This is a genomic window from Mesorhizobium sp. Root552, from assembly GCF_001427285.1.
GTDB lineage: Bacteria > Pseudomonadota > Alphaproteobacteria > Rhizobiales > Rhizobiaceae > Mesorhizobium.
Genome location: NZ_LMFV01000045.1, coordinates 12,583 through 28,685, shown reverse-complemented (window position 1 = coordinate 28,685; position 16,103 = coordinate 12,583). Strand labels below are relative to the sequence as shown.

Sequence of the window (16,103 nt, the reverse complement as noted above, 5' to 3'; positions counted from 1 at the left end):
TGAGTCCCCCTGCACCACCGGCGAACCTTCGTGGAAACTGGCGTACAGAGTCAAGACTTTGCGTTGCAATCCCGGTAGACAACAACCACGGGCCTGCCGCTCTTCCATTTGCCGACGCCGCCCCCTATATTCGGTTCGTCGGCTTGACCGACTATGGCGATAAATGGGCGATGAAATAAGCCGTTCGGACCCGGGGGCGGTACCCGGCGCCTCCACCAAAAACCGCCGTGCGCATGCGGGGCGGCTTTTGCTGGGGGCGAAATAGGATCGACGAAGGTGTAAAGATCGTACTTTTGCCCGGCATTGTACCACCGTTATCGGGCTAAACTTATAGTTGCAAACGACAACTATGCTGAGGCACGTCTCGCTGCTTAATGCGGTGCGACAGTCTCGAATCAAGCCCTAGGGGTTAGCCCCTCTAGGCGGGGTTCGGAGGTACCTGGCAACAGAAACCTCCACTTCTCCCACATTTCCGCCTCGTAGACCTACCGCCATTCCAGGTTGCACGCGCTTCTGCGTCCATGAACCTGTGCGTCATTTCTTCCCTAAGCCAGCCTCCCCTTCGGAAAGCCACATGCCAGACCTTGCCAATCGCTTCATCGTCATCACCGGCGGCCCCGGTTCCGGCAAGACGACACTGATCGAAGCATTGCGCCGCCGGGGCTTCGCCACCTCGCCCGAGGCCGGACGCGGCATTATCCAGCACCAGCAGGCAATCGGCGGCCCGGCCCTGCCCTGGCGCGATGCCGCGCTCTTTGCCGAACTGATGCTCTGTTGGGAATTGCGCTCCCATGCAGCAGCCGGCGCCGAGTCAGGCCCCGTGTTCTTCGACCGCGGCATCCCCGATACCATCGGCTATCTCAAGCTGAACGGCCTTGCCGTCCCGCCGTACATGCTTGAAGCGGCAAGGCTGCACCGCTACCGGCGCAGCGTCTTCATCGCGCCGCCTTGGCCGGAAATCTTCACGCAAGATACTGAACGCCACCAGACCTTGGCGGAAGCCGAACTTACCCACGCCGCGATGGTCGAAACCTATTCCAGCCTCGGCTATGAGCTGGTGCCGTTGCCGCGCGCCCCGCTCGACGAGCGCGTCCGCTTTCTTCTCGCCGAAAGCGGCTTGCAATCCAGCGTTTCGGCCCGCGATCCGCACCCGCTGCGGTAGCTCAAGGCAAAATTGCAGGCGCACATCTGGCGCGTCCCGCTCAGTCTTCTATATGCGGTTGACGTATATGCGGTTTACGAGGCCCCCAAGCTTCATTACAGCTATTCAGGCGATTCAACGGGACTACCCATGGCCGACGACCACATCCGCTACGACATTCTCGCCCAGGAAGCCCTGCGCGGCGTGATGCGCAAGGTGCTGGCCGAAGTCGCGCGCGCCGGCCTGCCCGGCAACCATCATTTCTTCATCACATTCCTCACCGGCGCACCCGGCGTACGCATTTCCAGCCGCCTGCGCGAGCGCTATCCCGAACAGATGACCATCGTCATCCAGTTCCAGTACTGGGACCTGAAAGTAACCGACACCGGCTTCGAAATCGGCCTTTCCTTCTCCGACATTCCCGAAAAGCTGGAGATCCCGTTCTCTGCCGTACGCGGCTTCTATGACCCCTCGGTGAACTTCGAGCTCGAATTCGACGTCAAGTCCGAACCCTCGGAAGCAGCCGAGCCCGCCGAACCCGAGGCACCGCCGATTTCCATCGTCGCGGAAGCAAAGCCCGCGCCGGCTTCGAAGAAAAAATCCGCCGAGACGGAAAAGAAGGAACCCGCCGCCGACGCATCGGCAGGCAAGGGAGCCGACGTCGTTTCGCTCGACGCCTTCCGCAAGAAGTAGACCGCCGCAAGGGGCGCATCGCGATGGCCGAAATCGTCAACCTGCGCCAGGCCCGTAAGCACAAGGCACGCAGCGAGAAGGAACGTATCGCTGCGGAAAACCGCGCCATCCATGGCCGCAGCAAGGCCGAGCGCGAGCGTGAAGGCCTGCTTGAGCGCAAGGCAACAACTTTCCTCGACGCGCACCGCCGTTCGCCCGGCCACGAACCCGGCGATCAATGACTGGCATGTTCCCACCCACCGCCTCGCGGTGAGCGGCGATGGCAATCGTCGAAAAGCACTCGGTCACCATTCGCGGCCACCGCACCAGCTACTCGCTGGAAAGGCCCTTTCATGACGATCTGGTCGCCATTGCCGCCGCCCGCGACATGCCGCTCGCCGCTCTGATCGCCGAAATCGACGAAAACCGCCCGCGCACCGCCAACCTGTCGTCCGCGCTCCGACTTCATGTGCTGGACTGGGCCAAGCGCCGATAGCGCAACACCTGACGCCTGGCACGGCCGCCAGGCCATTCCGCGCACCGCGATCCGGCTAAAGCTCAGCCGCCATCCAGAGATTTCAACAAATTCTCCAACGAGAATGGCTCCGCATTCTGCTGCGGCTCTTGCGCGGGCGCATTGTCGTTGGCTGGCGGCAGCGGCTGGCGCTCCACGCCGGGCAATTGCGTCGTCTTGTTGCGCTCCGCTTCCAGCCTTGCCCGCTCCGCCTCTGCCTCCCGCATCGCCTGTTCAGCCTTCTGCCGCTCCGCCTCTTCGCGCGCCTTCTGGTCGGCCTCGGCCTTCGCCGCCTCGTCCGCAGCTTTCGCGTCTGCCTCGGCCTTTGCGGCAGCTTCCGCCTCCACGGCCGCCTTTGCTTCCGCTTCGGCTTTTGCCCTCGCGTCTGCCGCGGCTTTCGCCTCGGCCTCGGCTTTCAGCCGCGCTTCTTCTTCCTGCCGGCGCAGTTCCTCCGCCGCCCGCTCGCGCTCCGTCTGCAAGGCCGCATAGTAGCGGACCTCGCGCCTCAGCCTCTGCTTTTCCAGAAGCACAGCCTGCATCGCTTCGACCCGCTGCTGTTCCTTTTCCAGCGACCGTTGCGTCAGGAACTGGGCCAGCGGCGCGCTGTCGAAGCTGCGCGTCGTCGCGGCAGGCGCTCCCTCGATGGTGAAATTCAGCGCCGGCTCGGACCCCACCAGCGCATCATCGCCGGCCTGGTAGGCAATCGTTCCATGCGCCGCCACCGTTCCCGCCGTAAGGTCGGCGCTGAGATCGGCGCTCAGTTGCGAATCGGCGTTGGCAAAGGTCACCGGCGGCGCGCGCAGCACGCCGTTTGCGATGGTGAAGGCGATATCCGCGTCCTGCGCCGGGAAATTCCCCTGCGCCGCGATCTGCGGGGCGAAAGCCGCCGTTTTCGGCGCATCGATATCGCGCCCGATCTCATCCGCCTTGGCCAGAAATGCCGGCAGCGCGGCGGCATTCAGATTTTCGATCGTCACGCCTTTCAGCGATGCCGTGCCAGAGCCTGACAAGGCCGCGATCATGCCGTCCACCGACTTGCCGCTGGTCGAGACCGAGGAGGAGAAATTGCCGCTGCCGGAAATGCCGCCATTGGGCAGCGCCGCGCTCAAGTCTGCCCCCGAAACCGCCATCTGCCCGTTCAGCAGGCCGGTTCCATCCGTGTTCTTCAACTCGAACATGCCGGAAAGCTCGCCGCCGAACAGCTTTGCCTTCAGCCCCGAAACGCGAAGCCCGTCATCGTCGAGTTTCATCGACAGCGTCGCATCATAGGCGGTCGCGAAGCGCCCTGCCGCCAGCGTTGCCGTGCTGATGTCGAGTTCGGCGTTGAACGGCACCGCCGACGCCTGCGCAAACGGCGCCGTCGGCCAGCCCTTCGCCGCCTGCGCGAACGATGGGTCTCCGAACAGCATCACCGCCGCCGGGTCGAGATCGACCTCGTCCACGACCACGGCCCCGGTCAGGAGCGGCTTGCCGCCCTTGATCGCCGCATTGATGTCGCCAGAAACCGCGATTTCGTTGACCGCGCCAGTCAGCCCACCCAGCACCAGAAGCCCGTTGGCATAGTCGGCCTCGGCATTGAACGCGGCGGACGTGCCCGTGCCCATGCCGGGCAGCGCGACACCTGCCGTCATCAGCCACGGCTCGACGTCGGCTGCCTCCAGGCTCACCGTGCCCTTGATCGCCGGACCTTGGGCGGTGGCTGCAACGCTGCCGTCAAAGCCTGCCTTGAAGTCTTCGCCGTTCAGGCTGGCGGTTGTCGCCAGCCCATCGCCAAGCGTGCCCTTGGCGGCAATGTCGGTTGTGCCCGCGCCCGTCAGGCCAAGCGGCAGCGCCGGCAGTCCATAGAGCGCCAGAAGCGCCGTCGCGTCGTCGTTGCGGGCGTTGAATGTCAGCGCCAGCGGGGCCTTCGCCAACTCTGCCATCTTGCCCTGCGCCGAAAGCGTTGCCGAAAAGGCGGAACCGCCCGTTGTCCCCTGCGCGGAAACCGCCAGGCCGGTGGTGCCGTCGCCGTTTTCGGCGGCGCTTGTCACGAAGTCGATGCGCGCATCCTCGAACAGGCCGCCATAGGCCTTGGCGCGCTCCGCCAGCCCTTTCAGCACGACATTTCCGGGATAGCGCTCCGCCGCCGCATCGATCAGCGGCGCAAGATCGACCGCCACCACCGTGGCATCGAGGTTGCCGGTCGGGCTGGCCGGAAAGTCCTTGATCCGGCCCGTCGCGCTGATCGAAGCACCAGCCAGTCCGGTGACGGCAAGCCGGTCCACCTCCAGCACGCCTTCGCGCAGCCGCAGCGCCGTATCGACCTTGTCCGCCGTCATCCCGCCGGCATCCACCGGCCCGGCCACGATCTGGAAATCGAGATCATGGTCGGCAAAGCGGTTCGCCCCCTTGTCGCTGACGAAGATGGAGGCAAACGCCGCCAGCCCTTCCACGTCCAGTTGGCCGCCCTTCAATTGCATCGCCACCGACGGCCTCGCCTCGCCCGGCTCCTTCGCCTCGATGCTGCCGTTGAATTTGGCCTTGCCGAGGATGAGTTCGAGGTTGCTGAACGTCTGCTGGCCGTTGGTCATGTCCACATCGGCCTTGAAACCGGCTGCCGGCAGCCGCCGGATCGCCTCGTCCACGTCCTTGGAAAGCCACGCGGCAAAACCTGAAGGCTGTGCCACCGCCAAAAGCAGCGAGCCCCTGAAGCCGAATGCATCGCCAGTGCTGAGCTTGCCCGCCGCTTCCAGCGTCGAGCGGCCCGGCAGCGTCGCGCCCAGCGAATGCACCGTCCAGCCGCCTTCCGCCGGCTCGGCTGAAAAATGCACGTCACGGATCGTGGTATCGCCAGCCACCACCGCCGGAAGCTTCACCTCGACGGAACCCGGAATGGTCGGTCGCGGGATCGTCTGCAGCGCCTTTTCGAGGCCGCTGACCCGTTCCGCCAGCGTCAGCCCGGATTTCGCCTCGCCCCCCACCGCCTCGTCGAACTGCACCTGCGCCCCGGAAGCCTCGATACGGAAGCGCGGCTCATCGCCATAGGCGATCGAGGCCGTGCCATCTGCGGTGTAGGGATTGTCGAGCGGTCCCGTCTCGAAGCGGAACTCATCGATGGCAAGCTGCTTGTGGTCGAGGCTGAACTTGCCGTTCATCCGGTAGCCGGGCTCGGCCTTGGCGTCGCTGACCTTGACCGCCTCTCCGCTGCCGTCGCGCAGCGTCACTTCACCCTTGTCGTCCTCCAGCATCTTGAACTGGCCGGCATAGAGCAGAGCGCCGTTTTCCACCCGCGCATTGCCGTCGGTCTCGATGGTCAGCGGATAGGCCTCCGGGTCGAGCCGCAGCCTCAGCCGCATATGCCCGTCCCCGGATACCTGCCCGGTCGAGGCGGTCACCGCGCTGCGCAGGCCGTCGAACAGAAGCGATCCGTCGAGACGCCACGGCCCGATCAGCGACTTTGCCGAAACGGTCGAATTGATTTCGGAGAGAACATGGCTGCGCCCGCCCGCTCCGTGGTGAAGCTTCACCTCGCCATCGGTGATGGTCAGCTTCTCGATGGCGATCTGGCTGGCGTCAAAGGGTGAAGATGGCCGCACCGTCCAGTCTATCGCGCCGTCGGAACCGACATCGATGGTGCCCTTCGGCCGCACCAGCCGCATGTCGAAGATCAGCACTTCGCCGCGCAGGAAAGGTGCAAGCTCCGCATCCATCGAAAAGGTCTCGACCGTCATTGCGGGCTGGCCGTCCGGCCCACCCGCCACCGCGACATCGGAAAAGGTCACGGATGGAAACGGCAAGAGGCGCGCGGTCGCATCGCCGCGCACCGTCACCTTGCGGCCAAGCACGGCGCTTGCCTCGCGCTCGAAATCGGCGCGATAGCCCTTCCAGTCGATGAAAGGCGGCACCGCCAGCGCTGCAATCAGCACCAGCACGAACAGGCCGCCAACGATCACAAATAGGCGCGCGAGCATCAGCCTCGATCATTCGATTGGGTTCGGCGCACTCTACCTGCATCGGCGTGTCGATAAAGAGGCAATTGCGTTGCCGTCATGCAACCCGCACGATCTTCCCCGGATTGAGGATGTTGAGCGGGTCGAGCGCCTGCTTGATCGTGCGCATCACATCGACGCCGTGGCCGAGTTCGTGGCGCAGGAAGCCGGCCTTGCCCTGCCCTATGCCGTGCTCGCCCGTGCAGGTGCCGTCCATCCCGATTGCCCGCATGTTCAGCCGCGCCACGAAAGCCTCCACCTTGGCGATCTCGGCTGGGTCGTTCGGGTCCATCAACACCAGCGTATGGAAATTGCCGTCGCCGGCATGGCCGACGATCGGCGCGATCAGCCCCATTTCGGCAATATCGGCCTCGGTCTCGGCGACACACTCGGCCAGCCGCGAAATCGGCACGCACACATCCGTCGAAAGCCCCTTGGCGCCCGGCCTCAGCGTCAGCGAAGCCCAGTAGGCGTTGTGGCGCGCATCCCAAAGCTTGGCGCGCTCCTCCGCCACGCTCGTCCACAAAAACGGCCCGCCGCCCTGCTCCTCGGCGATCATGCCGAAACTCTCAGCCTGCTCGGCCACGCTGGCATCGCTGCCGTGGAACTCGAGGAACAGGCACGGACCCTCTGGGTAATCGAGCTTCGAATAGTTCTTCATCGCCCGCATCTGCAGGCCGTTCACCAGCTCAATGCGCGCCACCGGAATGCCCATCTGGATGGTCGCGATCACCGCCTGGCAGGCCGCATCCAATGTCGGGAACGGGCACACCCCGCCTGAAATCGCCTGCGGTATGCCCTGCAGCCGCAAGGTCAGCGAGGTTATGATGCCAAGCGTGCCTTCAGAACCGACCAGCAACCGGGTCAGGTCGTAGCCAGCCGAGCTTTTCTTCGCTCGCTTGGCCGTCGTCACCGTCTCGCCATTGGCCATCACCGCCGTCAGTGACAGCACGCTCTCGCGCATGGTGCCGTAGCGCACGGCGTTGGTGCCGGACGCCCGCGTGGCCGCCATGCCGCCCAGCGAGGCATTCGCGCCCGGATCGATTGGGAAAAACAGGCCGGTATCGCGCAGGTATTTGTTCAAATCCTCGCGCGTCACCCCCGGCTCCACCGTGCAGTCGAGGTCTTCGGCATTGACGGCCAGGATGCGGTTCATCCGCGAGGTGTCGAGCGAAATGCCGCCGCCCGGCGCATTCACATGCCCTTCCAGCGAGGACCCCACGCCAAAGGCGATCATCGGAACGCGGTGTTCGGCGCAGGCCCTCACCACGTCCTGCACTTCCGCCGTCGTCTCGGGAAACACCACGCCGTCCGGCATCTGGTTCGGGATATAGGTCGTGGTATGCCCGTGCTGCTCGCGGATCGACTGGCCGGTCTGGAAGCGTTCGCCGAACCTCTGCTTGAGAATCCCGAGAACGGCGGCGATGCCATCTTCGTTGCGTTCCACCGCCATCAGGTCGCTAAGAGCCATGTGTCCTCCGCGAATGGGCGAGCCCCGCCCCTTGCCACGCGTCTATCGATCCGTACTGTGCCTTTCAAATCGTATTGTCCAGCACATCGAACGTCGAATGGAGACCCGCCCCGCATGACCGCCGCCCCTTTGATCTCGCGCGTGATGGATATCGAGAAGGACTGGATCGACTACAACGGCCACCTCAACATGGCCTACTACAACGTCCTGTTCGATCGCGGCTCCGACGAGGCTTTCGAGATGCTCGGCATGGGCCCGACCTATGCCAGGGAACGCAAGTTCACCATCTACACGGCGGAAGTGCACGTCTGCTACGTTCAGGAAATCCACCTCGACCACAAGGTCAACGTCTCGTTCCACCTGCTCGATTGGGACGCCAAGCGCCTCCACGCCTATCAGGAAATCCGCCACGTCGACGGCTGGCTCGCCGCCACCTCCGAATCGATGTCGCTGCATGTCGACATGAGCGGCCCCAAGGTCGCTTCCTTCCCGCCGGATATCGCGGCAAATCTCGAAGCGATGCATGCCGCCCACGCGGCCCTGCCCCGGCCGGAGCGCGCAGGCCGCTCCATCGGCATCCGCAGGAAGCCTGCCTGAACACGCTTCGTTACATCGGCAGGGCATAAACATGGGGATGACCGCCCGTTCGGTTTGCATCGAATCGCCGTGGCGGTCACTCCAGTGTCATGGACACGCAAAACGATCTGCCGGCTCATCAACGGCGGCGCGGCGCGGCAAACAGCGTCAGGCTGGAAGCCGAGCGGCTCGCCGCCGACCCGCGCCTGTCGGACTATGATTTCTGGCGTTCGCTGAAGAACCTCGAAAACCGCATCTTCGAGATCACGGCCAACCGCGACCCGATCCCCTTCGACATGGTTCGCTGGCGCGCCATCCTCAAGCAGGCGCGTTCGAAGCGCGGCGCACGAAGCTATCGCTCCTAGGCCGGCCTCACCTGCATTCGGAAAAATTAGAAGGTGAAGGAAACCGTCGAGGCAACCGCCATCAGCGCGGCAATGGCGATCAGCACCGCATAGACGCGCGGCATGTCGAACAAAACGACATGGCCTGCAATCCACGCCGCGAAGGAAGCGCCCAGCGCGAAAAGAAAGCCGTTGCGGTCGCCCGCCACCAGGTTGGCCGCCATCAGGCCGCCAAGGATAAGCGCGCCGAACACGATGATGACCGCAATGCCGGCCTTGTCGAAATTGTCGTCCATTCCTCGTCCTTTGCCGCCAGTCGGCCCCGACACGACGCGGGCCATCGATGCGCGCTTTGACCGCGACAGACTTAAACGACTAGGCCGCAGGGGCAAGGCCAAACTCGCCTGAAGCGCCGATAAGCTTGCCCGGTGTGGATTTCCGGAAACGCTCTATTGCCCATTTGCAGTCCGCCCTCGCCTCCATCCCGGCGTGAACAAAACACCAACACCGCTGGCCTTTCTGGCCCGAATCACTACATTCGCACCAGATGTCCGGTTTTCCAGACGACGACATGCCATTCTTTGACGAACCTGAGCGGGGTCCGGCTGCTGCGGGTGGGTCGTCTGCGCCCTCCGGCATCGCTGCGCGTGCCATGGCCGCGCGTCATGGCCAGAACGGCCCGCCCGACTACCTGAACGGCCTCAACCCCGAGCAGCGCAAGGCGGTCGAAACCACCGAAGGCCCGGTCCTCGTGCTCGCCGGCGCCGGCACCGGCAAGACGCGCGTGCTCACCACCCGCATCGCCCATATCCTCAGCCAGGGCAAGGCATGGCCAAGCCAGATCCTCGCCGTCACCTTCACCAACAAGGCCGCGCGCGAGATGAAGCAGCGCATCGGCATGCTGGTTGGCGAAGCTGTCGAGGGCATGCCTTGGCTCGGCACCTTCCACTCGATCGGTGTGAAACTGCTTCGCAGGCACGCCGAACTCGCCGGACTGCGCTCCGACTTCACCATCCTCGACACCGACGACGTCATCCGTCTCATCAAGCAGTTGATCCAGGCCGAGGGGCTGGACGACAAGCGTTGGGCGCCGCGCACCTTCGCCCAGATGATCGACAACTGGAAGAACAAGGGCCTCGGCCCCGCCGACATTCCCGAAGGCGACGCGCGTGCCTTCGCCAATGGCCGTGGCCGAGAACTCTACAAGGCCTATCAGGACCGCCTGACGACGCTCAACGCCTGCGACTTCGGCGACCTCTTGTGCCATCCGATCCGCATCTTCCGCGCCCATCACGACGTGCTGGCCGAGTACCACAACAAGTTCAAATACATCCTCGTCGACGAATATCAGGACACCAACACCGCCCAATATATGTGGCTGCGCCTGCTGGCCCAGAGACCGGAAGGCTCGCGCCGCCCCTCACCCCATCCGGCCGCAGGCCGAGGCGGCGACCGCCGCCCGCCCGACTTTTCGGACGCGCCCGCGCAGGCCAGCGAGCGAAGCGAGCGCGCGGCCGTGAGCGAGAAAACCCCCGCGAGCGTAAATGCGGCCGAAGGCCGAGCAGCCGACCGGCTGCCGGGCGACGGTTCGCCCGCCCCCGCGGAGGCCAGCCCGAAGGGCGGTACGGCCGTGAGCGTAAATATCTGCTGCGTGGGCGATGACGACCAGTCGATCTACGGCTGGCGCGGGGCCGAGGTGGACAACATCCTGCGCTTCGAAAAGGATTTCCCCGGCGCCACCGTCATCCGGCTGGAGCGCAATTACCGCTCCACGGCCCACATATTGGGCGCGGCCTCGCACCTCATTTCCCACAATGAGGGCCGGCTCGGCAAAACCCTGTTCACCGACCGGCCGGACCCGGAAGATGCCAAGGTCAACGTGCATGCGGCATGGGATTCCGACGAGGAAGCCCGCGCCATCGGCGAGACCATCGAGGCCTATCAGCGCGGCAAGCATCCGCTCAACGACATGGCGATCCTCGTGCGCGCGTCCTTCCAGATGCGCTCCTTCGAAGACCGCTTCATCGAGATCGGCCTGAACTACCGCGTCATCGGCGGCCCGCGCTTCTACGAACGCCAGGAAATCCGCGATGCGCTGGCCTATCTGCGCACCGTCGCCAATCCCACCGACGACCTCGCCTTCGAGCGCATTGTGAACGTCCCGAAGCGCGGCCTTGGCGAATCCGCCATCCGCCAGATCCACGACACGGCGCGCGCGCTGCGCGTGCCGATGCTGGAAGCCGCCGGCAAGCTCGCCGAAAGCGACGAACTGAAGCCCAAGCCCCGCGCCGCCTTGCGCGAGGTCGCGGCCAATTTCGCCCGCTGGCAAAGCCTCATCGACACCACGCCGCATACCGAGCTGGCCGAGACCATCCTTGAGGAGAGCGGCTACACCGACATGTGGAAGAACGACCGCTCCGCCGACGCACCGGGGCGGCTGGAAAACCTGAAGGAGCTGATCCGCTCGATGGAGGAGTACGAATCGCTGCGCTCCTTCCTCGAGCATGTCGCGCTGGTCATGGATGCCGAGCAGAACGAAGACCTCGACGCCGTCTCCATCATGACGCTGCATTCCGCCAAGGGCCTCGAATTCGAGACCGTGTTCCTGCCCGGCTGGGAAGAAGGCCTGTTCCCGCACCAGCGCGCGCTGGACGAAGGCGGACGCTCCGGGCTGGAGGAAGAGCGCCGCCTTGCCTATGTCGGCCTCACCCGCGCCAAGAAGAACCTGCACATCTGGTTCGTCTCCAACCGCCGCATCCACGGCCTGTGGCAATCCACCATCCCGTCGCGCTTCCTTGAGGAGCTGCCGGAAGCCCATGTCGAGGTGGCCGAATCCGGCAACTCCTATGGCGGCTATGGCAATCCTTACGGCGGCTCGTCCTTCGCCTCCGGGCGTGGCGGACGCCAGAACCCATACGGCGCATCGCGCTTCGACAACATCGGCTCACCCCCAAGCGGGGCAGGAACCGGCAGCCGCGCCGCGCGCGGCGACCAGAGCGCAAATCAAGGCGGCTCCTTCTCCAACACCTATGCCACGCCGGGCTGGCAGCGCGCTCAGGCGAACCGCACGGAAGCAACCGACCGCAACTGGGGCACGCGCTCCGGCCACGCGGTCGAACGCATCGGCTATGGCGAGACGGATTCCGGCTATGGCGCCGGGCGCGGCTCGGTCAAGGGCCGCACCATCGAAGGCGAACTGGTCGCCAAATCCGTCGCCGACGCCCCCTCGCCCTTCAATGTCGGCGACCGCGTCTTCCACCAGAAATTCGGCAACGGCAACATCGCGGCCATCGAAGGCAACAAGCTCACCATCGACTTCGACCGCGCCGGCCAGAAAAAAGTGCTCGACGGCTTCGTGACGCCGGTGTGAGAGCCTGCTTCCGCTCCGCCGCGCCGTCGCCGGCTACTTGATGACGATCCATTTGTTGAGCGGCCTTACCGTGCCGCACGCAGGTCCGTCATCGTTGGCCCGGCCCGGCAACCGGCACTCAAGAACCTTTCCTTGGATAGCCTCGTCCAGGTGCTGATCCGCGATGTCGTGAACATCGATCTTGGCCCTGCGGCTCCAAGGGGAGCCCTCATCCCCGGCCTGTGCGCCGATCGCGATGTAAATGAAACGGCGCTCAGGCCCTTCGCGCCGGACAAACTCACCGGTCAGTTTCGATTCAGGACCAACGCGCACAGGCACATCAAGTGAAAGCGGCAAGTCAGTTGCAACGACAGCATTCACCGGCGTGCTTTTGCCATCCTGAAGGCTGTAGGTAACGCCCGAGACCGGGTTTTCGATCGTCAGCCTGAGCGTGACCGTTGGACGTAGACCCATTCGGCTTTCCTCCCGCCGAGAGACGACAAATGTGATTTGCTCACATTAGGGCCACTGGCAGGGTTGAAATTCAAGCATCCGGTTCCACTCTTGGCCTACATCCTGGATTTTGCCTGCTTCGAGGCCCGGTTGATCGTTGGGCTCGATGGTGGACAGCAGGCGCAATAGCAGCGCGATGTCGAGCGCGGCTGAGCCAACTTAGCCAAGTGTGGATCAAGCACTAACCGCGCTACATCCAATCCATTGTTTCCATTTACTTCCCTGAGAGATCAAACACTCCACTTATCCACACCCTCCGCGCCTCCCCCATAATCGCTGCCATCGCCCTTGCGGGAGACCTGGTGCGCACCGGGTATCAGGGAAGGGCGGCGGTGCCGGGCTGGTCGTCGTCGGTAGGCGGCTGGGTGATGAACCCCTAAGTTCGGCCCTCGAACCGGGCGCAGTGTTGCCCGCGGTTGTCGGCCATTGAGGCTGGAGCTGCGGCATGGCCGGTGCACTGGTNTGGGTGATGAACCCCTAAGTTCGGCCCTCGAACCGGGCGCAGTGTTGCCCGCGGTTGTCGGCCATTGAGGCTGGAGCTGCGGCATGGCCGGTGCACTGGTTGAGGGAAGCCACCGGACGGGCGGTCGCAAGGCCGCACTATCTATCTAAACGAGCGACCGAACGGCCGCCCGTCCTCCCGACCTCTCAAATGAGGTCAGTTCTTTGACAATGGCCAGACGGCAAAAGCCGGGCGTGGCAACCATAAAGCACGAACTCCGATAGCCGTCTGGCCATTCCTCGGGGTCCCCGCCAGCGACGAGCGTTAGCGAGCGAGCTTAAGGGCGGGGCAAGGAATCGTCCCCGCCAGCGACGAGCGTTAGCGAAGGGGCTTAAAGGCGGGGCAAAGATCCACAGGGCCGAAAGGCAGCGTGGCGATGAATAAGCATACCCATTCCTTCGTCATCCCAGGGCGGAGCAGGCCGAAGGCCGTCGCGTAGACCCTGGGATCCATGCCGTGACCAAACGGCAGCGCGCCACGGATGCAAAAGCAGGCACAAAATTATGTGCATGCCAGCCCCGCATCTCCCATATTAGCTGCCATCGCCATGACGCGGGAGTTGATGAAACAAATAGCCATGAGGATCGGAAAGAACGCAAAATGACAATGTATCGTCCGGTCAAGGTCGCCTGCGCCCGCTGCGGCGAAGAGAGCATGCATGAAGAACTCGGAAGCGTCACCAATTCCGGTTCTGCCGACCTGGACGGCAGGCCCCCGCCGCGGGCGCGCTACACCATGTCCACATGGCTGCAGGAATGCCCGAACTGCCTTTACGTGGCGCGCAATCTTTCTGAGGCAACCGCCGAGGAAGCCGACGTCGTCAGGGAGATCGGCTTCATCGAAGCCGGCCTGTCTGAGAACATGCCGGATTTGGCGATACGCTTCATGCGCCGGGCATACATCGACGAGCAGACAGGTCAGCTCCGCGAAGCGATCCGGCGGCTCCTGCATGCCGCATGGGTACTGGACGATTTCGAGATCGACGCCACTTCGGTCCGGCTGCGCGCCGCGGAAATGATCCTCGCCCTTGGCGAGCAGGCCGATACCGAACTGAGGCTGAAGCGGCTCGACCTGTTGCGGCGGGCGATGGCGTTCAGGCAAGCGATATCCGAGGCGGACGACATGCTCAAGGAACTGGCCGAACCAATGTCCAGGAAGATCGCCGTCGCTCAGCGCCGGGCAGCGTTCGAGCGGCGTTCAACCACCATGTCCCTGAGCGAGGCGATGCATCCGCCCGCGCGCCGGGGACATTTGCGGGTCGTCACTTTTCCTCGCCCCTCGTAGCTCATCCGGCAATTCGATGCCTGGAACCCGCACCCGGTCCGCCAACAGCGGGCCTTAACCTGGCGCGAACCGAGGACGGGCGAGGCAAAACCTGCAAGGCAGGCAGCTTGAATGAGGCTGAAAGACCGCGGCGCGCTGGAGCATTTTCGGCAAAAGTGGTGGGGCCTCGTCTTTCGCAGATCATTCCTTGCGCAGGATCTTGTCCATCGCCTTGCCCCGCGCCAGTTCGTCGATCAACTTGTCGAGATAGCGGATTTCGCGCATGGTCGGCTCCTCGATGTCCTCCACCCGGACGCCGCAAACCACGCCCTTGATCAGGCTGCGCGAAGGGTTCATCGCAGGTGCAGCCGCAAAGAACGTTTCGAAGTCGGTCCGCTTGTCCAGCTCGCCTTGCAGCGCCTGCTGGTCATAGCCGGTCAGCCAGGAGATGATCTCGTCCACCTCGGCTTTCGTGCGTCCCTTCTTCTCCGCCTTCGCGACATAGAATGGATAAACGCTGGCAACGCTGATCGTGTAGATTCGATGTTTCGCCACGATTATCCTCCCCGGCTTCTATTTCCGCCTCGATACAGCTCGAAAACCTCAAGCTGCGCGGCGAACGCCCGCTTGAAGGCAGGTCGCGCTTCGCCTCTGGCAACATAGGCCAGGAGACTCGGAAATTCCGCCAGCAGTTTCGAGCCGTTCAACCTGCGCAGCACCATCACCATCATCAGGTCGCCCGCACTGAATATCCCATCGAGCCAGTCGGCATCGCCCAGTCGCCGCGACAGCTCGCCAAGCCGCCCCCGGATACGCTCATGCATGATCGGCAGGCGTGCCTCGTACCAGGGCTTGTCGGCCTCCACATAGCCGGTCATTTCCTCCTCGACGATGGGCGGCTCGACCGTGCTCAGCGCAGAAAACATCCACATGATGGCCCGTGCCCGTCCGTTCGTATCCTTGGGCAGCAGTCCGGCATGCGTCTCGGCGATATGCAGCACGATCGCGCCGGTCTCGAACAGGGCAAGATCGCCCTCCTCATAGGTCGGTATCTGCCCGAACGGCTGCAGTGCCCGGTGTTTCGCCTGCTTCAGCCCGGCAAACGAAACGAGGCGCACGTCATAGGGCTGGCCGACTTCCTCGAACGCCCAGCGAACGCGCATGTCGCGCGCCTGTCCCTGACCGCGGTCGGGCGAATTTTCAAAGGCGGTGATGGTAGGGATCATTGGCCGGCTCCGGTTGTTTCTTGAGGCTACCCAATCCTGCCTCCCGACCCAAGGACGCGCTGCCTGTGCAAAACCCGACACTCTCGCGCACGAACGGCCCGCTCAACCTCACGCCGCCCGCTTGCGCGAAACCATCTTGCGCGCGGTCTTGGTTGCCACCTTATTTGTCAGCTCCTCGTCGTGGCGCTTGGCCGCTTCCTCGCATTTGCGGCGGATTTCCTCCACCTCCGATTCGGTCAGGTGCTCGATGCCGATGAAATGATTGTGCCCCTGGCTCACCCGGATCAATTCGTCCAACTTGGCCTGGATCGCCGCCCCGTCCCGGTTCTGCGTGTTCTGGATCAGGAACACCATGAGGAAGGTGATGATCGTCGTCCCGGTGTTGATGATCAGTTGCCATGTGTCGGAAAAGCCGAAAATCGGCCCGCTCGCCGCCCATGCCACCACCACGGCCACGCACAGCGCAAAGGTCAGCGGCAAGCCGGTGAGGTAGGCAACGGCGTTCGCTGCCCTGGTGAACTGCTTTTCGAACATCGGGTAACCCTCGTTTCCTTTGCCGGAAGA

16 protein-coding genes and 1 other RNA gene are annotated in these 16,103 nt (G+C 64.0%); 10 read left to right on the top strand and 7 right to left on the bottom strand.

What is annotated here, in order from left to right; genetic code table 11:
- Window positions 1-98: 98 nt before the first annotated feature.
- The 5 genes from ssrA (at window position 99) to ASD50_RS15170 (ending at window position 2,309) form a co-directional block, all read left to right on the top strand.
- Window positions 99-460, top strand: a transfer-messenger RNA (tmRNA) gene (ssrA, locus tag ASD50_RS22665).
- Between the two features lie 114 nt (window positions 461-574).
- Window positions 575-1,162 (top strand): AAA family ATPase, encoded by a 588-nt coding sequence (locus ASD50_RS15185; RefSeq protein ID WP_056242882.1) that lies wholly within the window; start codon window positions 575-577, stop codon window positions 1,160-1,162.
- Window positions 1,163-1,291: 129 nt separating this feature from the next.
- Window positions 1,292-1,834: an SspB family protein gene (locus ASD50_RS15180; protein ID WP_056242880.1), complete on the top strand. Its 543-nt coding sequence runs from the start codon at window positions 1,292-1,294 to the stop codon at window positions 1,832-1,834.
- 23 nt (window positions 1,835-1,857) lie between these two features.
- Complete coding sequence (locus tag ASD50_RS15175; RefSeq protein ID WP_056242879.1) at window positions 1,858-2,055, top strand: DUF4169 family protein; 198 nt, start codon at window positions 1,858-1,860, stop codon at window positions 2,053-2,055.
- Between the two features lie 38 nt (window positions 2,056-2,093).
- Window positions 2,094-2,309 (top strand): ribbon-helix-helix domain-containing protein, encoded by a 216-nt coding sequence (locus ASD50_RS15170; protein ID WP_056242878.1) that lies wholly within the window; start codon window positions 2,094-2,096, stop codon window positions 2,307-2,309.
- Window positions 2,310-2,371: 62 nt separating this feature from the next.
- On the opposite strand, the gene ASD50_RS15165 is transcribed toward ASD50_RS15170, so the two are convergent.
- Complete coding sequence (locus ASD50_RS15165; protein ID WP_056242877.1) at window positions 2,372-6,277, bottom strand: AsmA-like C-terminal region-containing protein; 3,906 nt, start codon at window positions 6,275-6,277, stop codon at window positions 2,372-2,374.
- Between the two features lie 76 nt (window positions 6,278-6,353).
- Window positions 6,354-7,766, bottom strand: coding sequence for an FAD-binding oxidoreductase (locus ASD50_RS15160; protein WP_056242876.1), 1,413 nt, complete (start codon window positions 7,764-7,766; stop codon window positions 6,354-6,356).
- A gap of 114 nt (window positions 7,767-7,880) precedes the next feature.
- On the opposite strand from ASD50_RS15160, the gene ASD50_RS15155 reads away from it, so the two are divergent.
- Both ASD50_RS15155 and ASD50_RS15150 read left to right on the top strand, forming a co-directional pair.
- The gene (locus tag ASD50_RS15155) at window positions 7,881-8,363 is read left to right on the top strand and encodes a thioesterase family protein (RefSeq protein WP_056242872.1); all 483 of its coding nucleotides are present in this window, start codon (window positions 7,881-7,883) and stop codon (window positions 8,361-8,363) included.
- An 89-nt stretch (window positions 8,364-8,452) separates the two neighbouring features.
- Complete coding sequence (locus ASD50_RS15150; RefSeq protein WP_056242870.1) at window positions 8,453-8,707, top strand: hypothetical protein; 255 nt, start codon at window positions 8,453-8,455, stop codon at window positions 8,705-8,707.
- Window positions 8,708-8,733: 26 nt separating this feature from the next.
- Here ASD50_RS15150 and ASD50_RS15145 read toward each other — a convergent pair whose 3' ends face one another.
- Entirely contained in the window at window positions 8,734-8,982 is a 249-nt protein-coding gene (locus tag ASD50_RS15145) for a hypothetical protein (RefSeq protein ID WP_056242868.1), read from the bottom strand.
- Window positions 8,983-9,233: 251 nt separating this feature from the next.
- On the opposite strand from ASD50_RS15145, the gene ASD50_RS15140 reads away from it, so the two are divergent.
- Entirely contained in the window at window positions 9,234-12,056 is a 2,823-nt protein-coding gene (locus tag ASD50_RS15140; protein WP_056242865.1) for an ATP-dependent helicase, read from the top strand.
- A gap of 33 nt (window positions 12,057-12,089) precedes the next feature.
- On the opposite strand, the gene ASD50_RS15135 is transcribed toward ASD50_RS15140, so the two are convergent.
- The gene (locus tag ASD50_RS15135) at window positions 12,090-12,509 is read right to left on the bottom strand and encodes a DUF5990 family protein (RefSeq protein ID WP_056242864.1); all 420 of its coding nucleotides are present in this window, start codon (window positions 12,507-12,509) and stop codon (window positions 12,090-12,092) included.
- 36 nt (window positions 12,510-12,545) lie between these two features.
- Here ASD50_RS15135 and ASD50_RS24125 point away from each other — a divergent pair, with 36 nt between their 5' ends.
- A complete protein-coding gene (locus tag ASD50_RS24125) occupies window positions 12,546-12,677 on the top strand; it encodes a DUF559 domain-containing protein (protein WP_082549695.1) in 132 nt (43 codons plus the stop codon).
- A 973-nt stretch (window positions 12,678-13,650) separates the two neighbouring features.
- Window positions 13,651-14,334, top strand: coding sequence for a hypothetical protein (locus tag ASD50_RS15130; RefSeq protein ID WP_156465123.1), 684 nt, complete (start codon window positions 13,651-13,653; stop codon window positions 14,332-14,334).
- A gap of 180 nt (window positions 14,335-14,514) precedes the next feature.
- Here the strand turns inward: ASD50_RS15130 and ASD50_RS15125 are convergent, their stop codons facing one another.
- The 3 genes from ASD50_RS15125 to ASD50_RS15115 form a co-directional block, all read right to left on the bottom strand.
- The gene (locus tag ASD50_RS15125) at window positions 14,515-14,868 is read right to left on the bottom strand and encodes a DUF2200 domain-containing protein (protein WP_056242859.1); all 354 of its coding nucleotides are present in this window, start codon (window positions 14,866-14,868) and stop codon (window positions 14,515-14,517) included.
- Between the two features lie 2 nt (window positions 14,869-14,870).
- On the bottom strand, window positions 14,871-15,539 hold the full coding sequence (locus ASD50_RS15120) for a glutathione S-transferase family protein (RefSeq protein ID WP_056242856.1): 669 nt from the start codon (window positions 15,537-15,539) through the stop codon (window positions 14,871-14,873).
- A 108-nt stretch (window positions 15,540-15,647) separates the two neighbouring features.
- Window positions 15,648-16,073: a low affinity iron permease family protein gene (locus ASD50_RS15115; RefSeq protein WP_056242854.1), complete on the bottom strand. Its 426-nt coding sequence runs from the start codon at window positions 16,071-16,073 to the stop codon at window positions 15,648-15,650.
- Window positions 16,074-16,103 lie beyond the last annotated feature (30 nt).